The sequence below is a fragment of the Dyadobacter sp. HNCC25DJ187 genome (assembly GCF_056895255.1).
On sequence record NZ_JBXHAT010000001.1, the window covers coordinates 1,002,359 to 1,016,008 of the forward strand.

Consider the following 13,650-nt stretch of genomic DNA (forward strand, 5'->3'; position numbering starts at 1 on the left):
AACAATTGAATTTCAATGAAAATCGGATTAATTACCTTCCACAATGTATATAATTTTGGAGGAATGCTTCAAGCATACGCTTTGCAAAAATATTTATCGAAAGATTTCGAGGTTGTTTGTCTAGATTACGAACAACCAGTCCTGTCAACTAAGTATAATCACAAAATTTATGACTCAAAGAAAACTATAGTTCAGAACATAAAGCACTTTTTAAAGCACTACATCCTGAAAACTAATGTAAAAAAGGAAATTGCTTTTCGTAATTTCCTCAATGAAAACATTAAAGTTTCTGAAAAAATCCGGTCGACACAAGATGCTGATAGAATTTCATCAAAATACGACACACTAATTAGTGGAAGCGATCAAATATGGAATCCTTCCCTACTAGGCGGAAAACTAGATCCTGTATATTTTTTGGATTTTGGGAACAAGTCTCAAAGAAAGATATCATATGCATCGAGTGCCGGAGCTCATACCTATTCCGATTCGGAACTTAAAACCGTAACATCACTACTATCCAAATTCTCCGGTATATCTGTAAGAGAGCTTTTTTTACAAAAGCAGTTAGAGCAAATGACCACTCCAATCGAAGTGGTATTAGATCCTACGATGTTACTTACTAAAACCGAATGGCTATCCATCGAAAAAGCACCAAAAAATACTCCTGAAAAATTCATTCTTTTATACACATTCGATAGTAATACTAAGTGTATTGAGATTGCAAAAAAAATAAAGATCCTAGCTAATCTTCCAATAGTTAGTTTATCTCCAATTAGCACAAAAAAGTACATAAAGGATATAGATGTTATTCTTGACGACGCCTCTCCAAACAATTTCATTTCACTGTTTAATAATGCTAGTTACGTAGTTACTAATTCATTCCATGGAACTGTATTCTCACTCATTTTCGAGAAACCATTTCTGAGTATATATAAAAAATCCAATCCATATCGCGTCTCAAATCTTCTTTCAAAGGTAAACTTAGAAACTAGAATGGTCGATAATGACTTTGAACTTGAAAACATAAGCCAGTTACACATTGATTTCTCATCCCCACGGAAATTACTAAAAGAACAAGTTGATCATTCCACAGAGTTTCTTAAGAAATCATTAAGCCGGTAATGCAATAACCTTAGAAATGATATTATGAATTTGAGTGTCAAAAATAGAAAAATACATTTCTACTTTATACTAATATTTGGTCTGGTATACTTTCGATTCTTTCGTCCTTTGGGGATTAGTGATGAAACTTGGAAAGTTCTTTTATATGCATTTTTAGGATATATAGTATGGATATCCCTTCCATTTATACTGAGAAAGCCAAGCTCAGACCCATTCGAAAGGTTCATAAATTTTTTCCTATTATCAGTTTCTATATCCATCATATCGTGTCAAATATTTTGGGATCAATCTTGGTTATTGACAACATTATCCTCTTTACCATTTTTATCTTTTCTATTCTATTTCTATTTAAAGTCAGCCAAGCTTGATACACAACAAGTCGAAAAGTCAGTAATTATATTTTGTGTCATTTATATGGTATGTTTCTATGCGAGTCTTGCCATATATCCAACTCGCATTTTTATGGGCTTCGGAGAGATTGACAAGGCTATTGATACATCTCGCGGATTCGCGCGAATCAGATTAACACTCATAGGTGCTGGGCCGCTGTATCTAACCTATTTTTTAGCCTTATCAAAAATCAAGCAGAGATCAGGCGTAATTTGGACTGTCTTTTTTATCTTAAGTTATATCTCAATCGTCTTACAGCTCGGAAGACAGGCAATCCTGTTTAGCTCAATTCTTGGATTGCTTTTTTATCTAGATGGCATAAGTATTGGCAGGAAAATAGCAATAACATTTTTTGCATTCATTGGGTTATATCTCCTACTAAATACTAGCCCAATTATATCAAATCTAATATCAGCTACCGAATCGGATTATAATTCACAAATAACTACCGGGGAGGAAAACATAAGAATTCGTTCGTATAAATTTTATGTATTTGATGTATCTCGATCAGTTTTTACTGACCTATTTGGCAGCGGTCAGTATTCATTGGGAAAGTCAAAGTATGCCGACTTCATTGATCAACATGGCCGCAAAAATGGCTATATTACAGCAGATGTTGGTTATGCAGCAATTTTCCTATATTTCGGAATTTTTGGGATTGTTATATTTACAATTTTGTTAATATTCATACTAGGGATGAAAGTAGCAAAAACCCATACTTATGCGAAGTATTATGTCGTCTTTTTATACCTTGGAAATATAGCAGGCAATACACTTCTGGGTTCAATACCTATCCTTTGTATTGCCTTTTACATTCTACGTAGAGGCCAGATATTATATAAATCCAATAATAATGCAACCACAACATAAAACTACTAAAGTATTACATATCGTTCATAGCTTTCTAAGGGGGGGTATTGAAAGTTGTCTTTATTATCTAACGAACGAGCAAAAAAAAGATTCGTCTCTAGATATAACAATTCTATGTTGTGAAGATTACGACAAAATTCTCAATGACAGAATAGTCAAAAATGGGATTAAATGCGTTTTTATAAAAATAACTCCTTCAACTTTTTCTCCTAGAAAATATCGGTCTGCATACAAACTTTGTGAAGAATTCGACATTCTACACTTCCATATATTCTTGCCAATTCTTTCATTCTATTTAAGTTCTTTGAGTGTTCCAAAAGTGTACACCATCCATAATTCAGGGCAAGCTTTACGACCGCGTCATCTTCGGGCAAGATTAAAAGAAAAGTTGTTTCTCCAATTTCTAAACAGGTGTATCGATGGTATAGCTAATAATTCTAACTATACTAAATCCTATTGGCAGCAAATGGGAATAAGTAACTCGAACAATTTCGTTGTACCTAATGGTGTTGGCACTGTAGCACAGTCGCATAGCATAGGATCCATTAACAATCTTTTAGGGAAAGATAAAAAAGTTGTAATAGGTACTACGTCACGATTAATCCCCTGGAAAAGAGTAAATATTTTAATCGAAGCATTTAATGGATTGAAGTACCGCCCAAACGCAGTTCTTCTTATTGTAGGAGATGGCCCTGATTTGCCAAATTTACAAGCTCAAACCAAATCTCTTGGACTTGAGTCTTCAATAATTTTCGCTGGACATCAGAAAAATATAGGTGACTATCAATCGTCTATGGACATTTGCGTGTTTGCTTCAATTAGTGAGCCTTTTGGACTTGTGGCGATTGAATGTCTTAGAATAGGCAAGCCTGTCTATGTAATGGAAGATGGTGGAGGCTTACCAGAAATAATTAGGCCTATAGATCCAGAAAATATTGCAGAATCAGTCGAACATTTAACTAATTTACTAGATAAAGCAATAGAATCCTTACCAGTTAGTAAGGAAAAACACATAGGTCGTCAGGAGTATTCAGATACCTTTTCAAGTGAGAGAATGGCTGCAGGTTATAAATATATTTATAGTAAATTTTTAAAATAATAAAAACTAGAAAGATTCCTTTATATAATTCATTATATACAGTCGTATGATTTTATACCCTACAAAATTCAAAAAAAATAATCTCGGTGATGTTCTTATTAATATTATATTAATTAAGGAATTATTAAAGAGTTACCCGCTCGTCATGGAAAATGAAATTCCAAAAGAATTTTTGGAAGAGCTGACAATTGAGGAACAATCTAAAATAATTGTAAAGAGAAACTGGCTGTCAAATTTGTCACGTTATCCTGTTATTCACTGGCTTGCTCTTATCCCATATGTCTCAAAAATTAAGTACTCCATTTCTGTACCTGGACATCACAAGGTAACAAACAACCTAAATTCTTATCTTAGACTTATTAAAGATATTATAAAGCTATACATCCTGAAATTTTTAGGTATAAAATCGGTAAGATTGGGAGTAACAATTGATGTAGAAAAAGGCATATCTATGTTTCTGTTTAAAATTCTTTCCAGAAATTACCATGCGATTGGAATAAGGGAAAGTGTGAATTACAGATACCTGTATTCCTTCGGAGTAAAAAACTGCATCTTAATGGACGACCTCGCCGTCATGTTACACGATTCAGCAACTTCTAAGCTAATAAACAACAAGACATCAAATGAGATAATCATCTCATTTAGAGGGGGGCTTTTTGGTTCTAAACTAGAAGTAGATTATACTTCAAAAATTATTAGCTATCTGAAGTCCATTCTTCAAAGTGAGTTCTTTACTGATAAAACCCTCGTTTTCTGTCATCAAGTAGAGGAGGATTCCGAAGTCAGCATTTTAATTTACAATGAACTTAAAGATAAGTATAGATGCATATTAAAATCAAATATACTAAGCCTTCACGAAGCTATTGAAATTTATGGCAATTGTAATTGCGTGCTGACAAATCGTCTACATGTCGGCTTGCTAGCCCTGGTGTTTAGTACCCCTGCATACGTTATTACAGATCTTCAACATCATACCAAGATTGTAAATGTATTCAATGAATTAAACCTTAACAATCTACTGTTCGACTTAAATGAGGATATTCCTAGCTTCTCAATCCAAAAAGTAAATCTTAAAAAACTTGATGAGTCCAAACGCAAGAATGAAGAAATAATTTTGAACATATTTAGGTAAATAATGAAACCCACAGCCCTCATATTCTATCAATATCTACCACCTTGGCGAATCGATATATTTAATGAGATTAGTAAAGACTACTCTCTTACAATAGTTTTTACTGATGCTGAATCAGACGGATTTACTTATGACAGAAAACAGCTTCTGTCCTTACTGAATCCAGAAATAAATATTATATTTTTGAATTCTGGATTTAGAATCGGTTCCCGACCTATCCGGACCGGCATATTTAAGCTTTTGAGGAAGTACAAACCAGATGTCGTATTTGCTCATGAATATTCCTTTGTCAGTATCTGGCTTGCCCTGACGCTAGCTTCCCGTGTGATAAGCTTTCAATATGTGATTACTACCTCTGACAATAAAGTGATGACAATGTCGGCATCTGGCATCAAAGCTCTCGCCCGTTCATTAGTTTTGAGACAGGCGGATGCACTTGTGGTTTACAGCAGCGATGTACAAATTGCCTATCAATCTCTTTATCCAAATATCAAAATAGGTATATGTCCTAATATCCAAGACGAACAGAAACTTTTAGATAGAAGAAGTCAATTCGATATTTATGTTAGACGTTTTAAGGAAAAATTCAAGCTAGACGGAGAAAAAATTATCTTATGTGTTGGCCGTCTGAGTCACGTTAAAGGTATTGATCTTTTCATTAATAGCTTTGCACAGTCTGGCATTTCCGATGCACGGTTGGTGATTGTAGGAGAAGGGGAAGAAAAAGAAAATCTAGAGCAGTTAGTTATTCATAACAATCTAGAGGCTAAAGTGACTTTTGCTGGTTTCTATTCTGGAAATGAACTTTACGCTTGGTACGATTTAGCTTCCATTCTCGTCTTACCAAGTCGATATGAACCTTTTGGTGCTGTTGTTAATGAGGCATTGATATTTGGTTGTCCAGTCTTGATCAGCAAATATGCTGGCGCGACTGACTTTATCCAAAACGATATCAACGGATGGATCATGGATCCACTAGACAAAGATAATTTTACTAAAAAACTTTGTGAAGCATTCTTACAAAGTTCTGTAATCCGATCTAGGGAAGAAAGTTTAATGCCAAGAAAAATTAGCGAATACTCACGTATTTTCAAACATATAATAGAATGATAAAAATAGAGTTTCGAAACATGCCAAATGGTTATGGGAAATTCAACTTCATACTTCGCTATATATTTAATGTGGCAAGGACCTGGTATACATTTAAGGTTAAATATCCATGGGTTAAATATAATGGTTTTGTCAGAATAATGAAGGGAACATCGTTTGCAAAAATGAACATCTGTATAGGCCATAACGTACAATTCGGAGAATATTGTAACATTGCTTCCAATACTGTTTTCGGGAATCATATTTTATTAGCAGGACGCGTTTGCTTTGTAGGAAGAAGAGATCATGACTTTAGTATACCAGAACAATATATTTGGTATGGAGAAAGAATTGAAGATGGCCTAACCCAAGTAGAAGATGATGTATGGATTGGTCATGGCACTACAGTTATAGCAGGAGTGACCATAGGAAAAGGATCGATAATCGCCTCAGGATCAGTTGTCACCAAAGATATTCCATGCTGTGAGATTTGGGGTGGTGTACCTGCAAAGAAATTGCGCAACAGATTTCCCACGGTTGACGATACTACAAGACATTTAAATTTTTTACAAAAAAATTACAACTAAGCGATATGTTATCCATAGTAGTAAACGCTTATGCGTGTTGCCCCGGAATGGGTAGCGAGCCCGGAATGGCTTGGAATTGGTGTGTCAGTCTGGCTAACTATTCCCAATTGCATATTATTACTGAAGGAGAGTTCAAGGACCAAATTGAAGTAGCACTATGTAATCTACCTCAACGAGACAATATGAAATTTTACTACAATAATGTCTCAGATGATGTTAGAAAAATGTGTTGGAATCAAGGAGATTGGAGATTTTACTATCACTATGAAAAGTGGCAACTTAAAACATACGAAATAGCAAAAAATATTTGTTATAATAACAGTATTGATATCCTCCATCAACTTAACATGATCGGATTTCGCGAACCAGGGTACCTTTGGAAGATTAGTTCTACCCCATTTGTTTGGGGGCCTGTTGATGCAAAAGCAGGTTTCCCAATAGATTACTTAGCTGGTGCTCCCCCTAAGGAGAAATTCAAGATATATATCAAGAATTTTCTAACAAAGCTTCAATTAAAGTACTCCTCCAGAGTAAGGAAGGCAGGTTTAAGAGCGTCAATAATATTGGCAGCTTCATCTAACTCATACACTTCATTGCAAAAGCTTTTCCCTAATAAGGTCTCGATACTTAACGAGACAGGGTGCTATCCAGGAAATTTTCAAAAAAATAGTAATACTAAAACTGAACTGGATGTTCTGTGGGTCGGCAAATTTGATTTTCGTAAACAACTAAATATTGCAATTGAATCATTAGCGGCCAGTCGAAATATCAATATTAAATTACATATCGTTGGTGCCGGAGACAAAAGTCCCTATGTATTACTTGCAGAAAAACTTCAAGTTCAAGCTCAGTGTACTTGGTATGGTTCAATATCCCATGCACAGGTTCAACAGTTAATGCGAAAATCGGACTTATTTTTCTTTACAAGTGTAGCTGAGGGAACTCCTCATGTAGTTCTTGAAGCTATTGGGAATAGCTTACCAGTATTATGCTTTGATACTTGTGGACAAGGAGATGTCGTAAACGAGAAAGTCGGCTTGAAAATTCCATTAGGGAAGGTTAAAGATTCTGTTACCGAATTTTCTGAACTACTTAATAAAATTGAAGCTAACAGACAAGTAATAGAGGTTCTTTCGTCAAACTGCCCTGCAAGACAAGTGGAATTGTCTTGGGATAATAAGTCCAGAATGATGACAAGCCTTTATAATAAAATTGTTTCATCTTAAATCCAGTTAAGAGCCTACGGTCTCACTGTATATAACATTGATAGACAGCCAAGAAAACATTTAATTCAACTTAAATTACCTACCCTTGAACCTGAGGCTTTGATGTGTTATACATATGGAAGGATGCCTTCTAGATAATTCATGTAATTAGTTCAATAGGCAAATAGATAATTGAAATCAATGACTACAAGCATTTCAAAATTGCCCTTTTTGGGAGTTAACATATCAGTTGGTAGCTATTTTAGTATATCCCAATACATACTGGAATTAGCTCGAAAAAAAGTATCATCTTACGTTTGTGTTATGAACGTACATATGCTAATTGAATCTCGTAAAAATCCAGATTTCGCGGATGTCATTGAAAATGCGTCAGTAGTAACTCCTGACGGCATGCCACTGGCTAAGGGTCTGGGTTATTTTCATAGTATTCATCAGGATCGCGTGGCTGGTATGGATCTTTTACCGGATCTATTAAAATTAGCAGAATCTGATGGTTTGAAAGTGTTCTTCTATGGAGGAACACAAGCCCTGCAAAAAGCCACAGCAAGATATGTAAAATACACTTATTCCAGCCTTATTGCAACCGGATTTCATAGTCCTCCATTTCGTCCCCTAACAATCGAAGAGGAGGCGGCTATCGTTGAAGAGATCAATTCCAGCGGCACCAATCTGGTTTTTGTTGCCCTGGGTTGCCCCAAACAGGAAAAATGGATGGCGAGTATGAAAGGACGTATCAATGCATGTATGATTGGTATCGGTGGCGCGCTGCCTGTTATGGTTGGTATGCAGGAACGCGCACCAGCATGGATGCAAAAAAACAGCCTGGAATGGCTGTACCGCTTGTATCAGGAGCCTGGACGATTATGGAAGCGCTACTTCTATACCAATTCTCTGTTTATATGGCTGTTCTCCAAACAATATATCAAGCAAAAATTGCTCAGCAGCAATATGCCTGCAAGCAAGTAATACAATTTATACAAAAACCATATAATTTATAACTAAGCCGATTACATTAAATTCTACAAAAACTTATTACAATTTAAATATTTGGCGAATTATTATAATTTTTCAAATTGAATTTTGCAAAAACGACTCATTACCAGACAGTTAATAATTTATTTGATTTACATTTGTGGTTTATTTACAATAATTTTCGTAATGTTGTTGTAGAAATTGTTCGATTTTGCAATTCCTAAAAAATTTATATCTGGTACCTTTAATTCGTCTCATTTAAACCATTTATCTATAAGAAATTACTTTACTCAACGTTTTCCCTAATAATACTAAAATTACTCAACGTTATTTTTTATGAAAAATCGCCTTTCAGGAGTCCTCCCGAAGGTGCATTTGTGGGCCGATGTGCTCCTGCTGAATGCATCTTACCTGCTAGCCTACTTTTTACGTTTTGATGCGGTTTCGGATATGCCAGATAACAGGTATGTCAACCTACTGCTTGTCAGTAACCTGTTATGGCTCTTATGCAGCAACATTTTCAAAACGTACACCTTCGACCGCTTTTCTTACAGTATCAATCGGCAGACACTCAATGTGCTCAAAGCCATTGTGATTCATGGTGGCATGATGCTGGCTTTTATGTACTTTACCCAGCAGGGCGAAAATTATTCCCGCCAGCAGTTTTCCTATACGTATGCACTCTTTGCCATTACAGCCATACTGGCGCGTGTGGTGATATTGTATGCCATACAGATGTACCGGGAAGCCGGATACAACTTCAAAACTTACGCGGTGGTGGGTAAGGGCGAATTGGCCGGTATGATCGATTCGTTCTATGCAGACCGCAAAGAGCTAGGCTTTAAAAAATGTGGTTCTTTTGAAACACGTGAGAATGTGGACGAAACAGAACGCCTTGAACTTTTTCTGGAAGATTCCCAACCGGATTACATCTACTGCTGCTTGTCTGAGATGGATGATACCATGGTGAAGCGCGTGATCCGTGTGGCGCAACGCCAGAAAACACAGGTACGCCTCGTTCCTGATTTCCGCGGGTTTATGACCAACCTGGCTACCATTGAATACCACGATATGTATCCGGTGATCCAGGTCAATACCAAGCCATTCTCCAGCACAGAAGAAGCTACGGTAAAGCGCGTTTTTGACGTGACTTTCTCTGCGATCGTGATGATTCTAGGTGCTCCTTTGTTCTTGTTGTTGATGGGCATTGTACGCATCTCTTCCAAAGGACCGATCTTCTTTTTACAGGAACGCTCAGGTCAATGGGGCAAGATCTTTAAGGTGATTAAGTTCCGCACAATGTATGCTGATTCGGAGAAGTTCAATATGCAGCACTCACAAGGAGACCACGATCCAAGGATCACACCGATCGGCCGTATATTGCGTCGTACCCGTCTGGATGAATTGCCTCAGTTTTACAATGTATTAAAAGGTGAAATGTCGATTGTGGGTCCTCGTCCGCTATATAAGTATGATGTGGATATGCTGATGGCAGAAGCACCCCATGAATTCCGCAAGTTACTGACGATCAAACCAGGTATTACTTCCATTGGTCAGATCAAAGTAGGCTACGCTTCAACAGTGGCCGAAAACGTAGAACGCCTTCGTTACGACCTGCAATACATCCGCAAATACAGCCTTGTTACCGACGTCGCTCTCATTTTCCAAACCGTACAGGTGATGGTACTGGGAAGGGGAAGATGATTAAATGAAGTGAAGAATGAAAAGTTAAAAATGAAAAGTAAAGCGGCCGGTAGTAAGGGGTGGTGGGGAAATAGAAACGAATGGACAGGGAAAAGTCAGGAATAAACAGAGACTTTTCAAACCAGGTGCCAGCAAACTCCTCCCAAACTTTAAATTTTTCAAACTTCTAACTTTTCAAACTCTCAAACTTAAATACTTTCAGACTTGAAAAAAGCCACTCAATACCCAATCAAAAATAGATCAAACGCTTACTAAACATGCTTAAAATGAAGAACACAAGAAAAAGATCGATCACATTGATGTTGTCTCTGATGGCAATGACAATGGTGATGTACAACTGTAAGAAGGACGACGAGGCTCTTCCGGATAAGCCGGATCAGGGAAAGGTAGATGATCTGAATAAGATTGAGATCGCCCCTGTTACCATCACTCCTCCCGCAGCTGTGGCTACTACAGAAGCTACTGTGGAAACATCGGCGAAAGCGACTGAGGTAAATAGCGCAATAGGTGGTATCGCTGCTTCAGGAACTATACCTGCTTCTGTTTCTGCTGCGGCAGCGGAAGTATCTGCTGCTGTACCTGCTGCAGACATGGCTACTTTGAGCGCGGTAACGCCTGCTCAGATTGCTGCTGTGAAAGCGGGTGGTGCTATTCCTGCTGACATCAAAGCGGCTTTGGACAAAGCGGCTGCGAATCCTGCTATCCAGGCTTACCTGCCTAAGTTCACTTTGCCAACGGTAGGTGGACAGACCATTACAGGTCGTGTAGCTGCTCCTGCGGGTGTTGCTGCAACTACTGACGCGGCAACTACAGATGCCGTTGAGGCGGTTCTGGAAGCTTCTGACGCTTGTATCGCTGCTGCTAATGACGTATTCAATACGAAAAAAGGACAACTGGATGCTGCTAAAGCGACGAATGATGCTGCAGCAACAACTGCTTACAATACGGCTGTACAGGCTGTACCTGCAGTAGGAACTTGTACTCAACCGCTTGCGGCGAAGTATGCAGCCTACCGTACGGCTATTGACGAGCAAGTGGCTAGTGGTACATCTTCCCTGGCAGCAGCTGAAGCTGTATTGGGCGACTTGTTCCCTGTATTGCAAACACTGATGAACATTCAGGCTTTGAATGCTTATGCTGGCTTGAACTCATTGCAGGCTGCTGAAACTGCTGCTTGTACTGCTGCCAACACACAGCGCCTTGCTGCTGCTACGGCTGCAAGAGATGCTAACCTGGCTGCTTCACAAGCTGCTTATGCAACTGCAATAGCAGCTGCTAACGTTGCCAAAACTGCATTGGTTCAAAGCTGCCACAACCAGGGAGGCGGAAACTAATTTGTAAGCGCACAGGACTAGGGGGCAGAGGGTATTGAGTCAGAGGAATTGTCCTCACCCCGTCCCCCCGGTGCCCCTTTTCCCAACCGCTAAATCTCTGGATTTTGAAAAAACAAATGAATCCAAAGAAGGGCAGCATTTTGCTGTCCTTCTTTTTGCTGTTACTGGCACTGGGTGCCACAGCACAGGTCAACAATTCGGGTAAACCCGGTATCATTTTCACGCCCACCGCTGTGGAAACACACGAGGGGCTTTTTCGTTTTGGATATAATTATGTTCCTGTTAATTATGGGCTAAGGCGCAGAGGCAGGAATCCTGAACGTGTCATTTATGCGAATATAACCATATTGAAACGTCTGGAGATCAGTGCAAGTTTATTGCAGCTCATAGCCACTGACAACTACAAGGTAAGAGAAGCTATTGGTGACAGACAGCTGGACGTCCGTTATCTTATTCTGAAAGAGAAAAAGAATCAGCCTTCACTAGCAGTTATACTCACTACACCCTTTACTATTGATGGTGCCATGCTGACGCACGCGTTGGTAGCTACCAAAAACTTTCAGATTACTCCTGATTTGAAACTGGAGGCAAGTGCAGGATATGGCAGCCCTTATTACCTGTACCGGGATGAAAAAAATCTTCAGAATTCAAGCATACTATCCAACTTTACATGGCAAAAGAAAAGTGAGGATAAATTTAAAAACCATTATTTACTGGGCCCTTTTGGCGGAGCTGTATTGCACTACAAAAATGTGGCCGGTGTGATGGCGGAGTGGGATTCCAAACATGCGAATGTAGGTGCTTATGCGCGGCTTTTCAAATGCTGGACCATACAGGCCGGATTGCTTGATGGTAAGCAGCTTACCGCAGGTACGTCTGTCGCCATTAATCTGCTCAAACCTTCCCGTCGCCTTAAACAGCAAGCTGATGAACAAAAATAAATTACTGATCGGGCTGCTGTTATGGGGAAGTGTAACCTTGGTGCAGGCTCAAAAGAAAAGTGACAAATACACACCGGAAAAACTCAGAGTAAGTTTTGAAAACATACAGGAACAGGACAGCACCGTTTTTTACGAGCAGCGGCTGTACCGTAATCCGTTTATAGGATTGTATGAAATACAGAAAGTGACCGGAGCGCAGCAGGGGGAGCAAAGTTATGCGCCCCTATTCAACGGCTTTCCGATAGGCAAATACCAGGTAGGTGAACATATACGGTATACGGCCCTTACGGATGCGGAGCGGAAAGATTATCTGAAGCGCAACGGCTTTTTACTCCATAAAAAGTACAAGGCGGATTTCTGGATACAGCCTTACTTTGCGGCCATCTTCGGTAACTTTGACAAGCCTGTAGAGAGTAATACCAGCATCGCATTGCAAACGCAGCTGTATATCCTGCCTGGATTGACGCTGCAAACAGGTATACTCTTTCCTATCGTGAATGATCTGGATGGCAGACCCAAAAACATCCGCCTATCCCCTACTTTCCTGAACCAGTTTTACAATAAGGGAAATCATTTCTTAAGTGCATCCGTTGGGTTTTTCCAGAATGACCAGTATGGTATCAATGTACAGTACCGAAAAGCAGACCTTTCCAAACCGTGGTCTTTCGGATTAGAAGCAGGATTAACGGGGTTTTACTATTATCCAAAAGGAGGCATTTATTACGAAGATCCCGACCAGCTGCTTTTATTGGCTGATGTTTCCTACCGTTTCAAAGGACCGGATCTGACTTTGAAACTGACAGGAGGACAATTCCTGTGGGCAGATAAGGGCGCCAGGATTGAATTCGTTCGTCAGTTTACCAATATCGAACTGGGTGTGTACGCCACCAAAACGCAAAACGGCTCCACGCTGGGGTTTAACTTTGCCATACCTATTCCTCCGGGGAAAATGGTCCAGGGCCAACACGCGCGACTACGTACGACCGACGAATTCCGCTGGGAATATACTTATACCCGCGGTTACCGAATCGGCGAACGCTACCGTGTAGGTTACCAGCTGGATCAGAAGCTGAGACAGTTCCATCAGGATTATCTGGACAGGCAGCATCGGCAGTTGTTGCCGTAGCTGTTAAAGATCATCCTTAAACCGTCCTGAATTTAGTTAGGCGATGATGCTAAACTTT

Annotated in this window: 12 protein-coding genes; all 12 read left to right on the top strand. The window is 39.0% G+C overall.

The window, feature by feature from the left end; genetic code table 11:
• Positions 1-15 precede the first annotated feature (15 nt).
• Positions 16-1,122: a polysaccharide pyruvyl transferase family protein gene (locus AC1XUE_RS04065; protein ID WP_483354647.1), complete on the top strand. Its 1,107-nt coding sequence runs from the start codon at positions 16-18 to the stop codon at positions 1,120-1,122.
• A 462-nt stretch (positions 1,123-1,584) separates the two neighbouring features.
• Positions 1,585-2,382, top strand: a complete 798-nt coding sequence (locus AC1XUE_RS04070; protein ID WP_483354648.1) for a hypothetical protein — start codon at positions 1,585-1,587, stop codon at positions 2,380-2,382.
• Complete coding sequence (locus tag AC1XUE_RS04075) at positions 2,366-3,481, top strand: glycosyltransferase family 4 protein (RefSeq protein WP_483354649.1); 1,116 nt, start codon at positions 2,366-2,368, stop codon at positions 3,479-3,481. The genes AC1XUE_RS04070 and AC1XUE_RS04075 overlap by 17 nt, the downstream gene beginning before the upstream one ends.
• A 46-nt stretch (positions 3,482-3,527) precedes the next feature.
• Positions 3,528-4,613 (top strand): polysaccharide pyruvyl transferase family protein, encoded by a 1,086-nt coding sequence (locus AC1XUE_RS04080; protein ID WP_483354650.1) that lies wholly within the window; start codon positions 3,528-3,530, stop codon positions 4,611-4,613.
• Positions 4,614-4,616: 3 nt separating this feature from the next.
• Positions 4,617-5,723 (top strand): glycosyltransferase family 4 protein, encoded by a 1,107-nt coding sequence (locus AC1XUE_RS04085; protein WP_483354651.1) that lies wholly within the window; start codon positions 4,617-4,619, stop codon positions 5,721-5,723.
• Complete coding sequence (locus AC1XUE_RS04090) at positions 5,720-6,289, top strand: acyltransferase (protein WP_483354652.1); 570 nt, start codon at positions 5,720-5,722, stop codon at positions 6,287-6,289. The genes AC1XUE_RS04085 and AC1XUE_RS04090 overlap by 4 nt, the downstream gene beginning before the upstream one ends.
• Before the next feature lie 182 nt (positions 6,290-6,471).
• The gene (locus AC1XUE_RS04095) at positions 6,472-7,515 is read left to right on the top strand and encodes a glycosyltransferase (protein WP_483354653.1); all 1,044 of its coding nucleotides are present in this window, start codon (positions 6,472-6,474) and stop codon (positions 7,513-7,515) included.
• Between the two features lie 315 nt (positions 7,516-7,830).
• Positions 7,831-8,481, top strand: a complete 651-nt coding sequence (locus AC1XUE_RS04100; RefSeq protein ID WP_483354654.1) for a WecB/TagA/CpsF family glycosyltransferase — start codon at positions 7,831-7,833, stop codon at positions 8,479-8,481.
• 342 nt (positions 8,482-8,823) lie between these two features.
• Positions 8,824-10,191 (top strand): sugar transferase, encoded by a 1,368-nt coding sequence (locus tag AC1XUE_RS04105; protein WP_483354655.1) that lies wholly within the window; start codon positions 8,824-8,826, stop codon positions 10,189-10,191.
• A gap of 266 nt (positions 10,192-10,457) precedes the next feature.
• Positions 10,458-11,525, top strand: a complete 1,068-nt coding sequence (locus AC1XUE_RS04110; RefSeq protein WP_483354656.1) for a hypothetical protein — start codon at positions 10,458-10,460, stop codon at positions 11,523-11,525.
• A 104-nt stretch (positions 11,526-11,629) separates the two neighbouring features.
• Positions 11,630-12,466, top strand: coding sequence for a YjbH domain-containing protein (locus tag AC1XUE_RS04115; protein WP_483354657.1), 837 nt, complete (start codon positions 11,630-11,632; stop codon positions 12,464-12,466).
• A complete protein-coding gene (locus AC1XUE_RS04120; RefSeq protein ID WP_483354658.1) occupies positions 12,453-13,592 on the top strand; it encodes a YjbH domain-containing protein in 1,140 nt (379 codons plus the stop codon). Before AC1XUE_RS04115 ends, AC1XUE_RS04120 begins: the two co-directional genes overlap by 14 nt.
• The last annotated feature ends 58 nt before the right edge of the window (positions 13,593-13,650 follow it).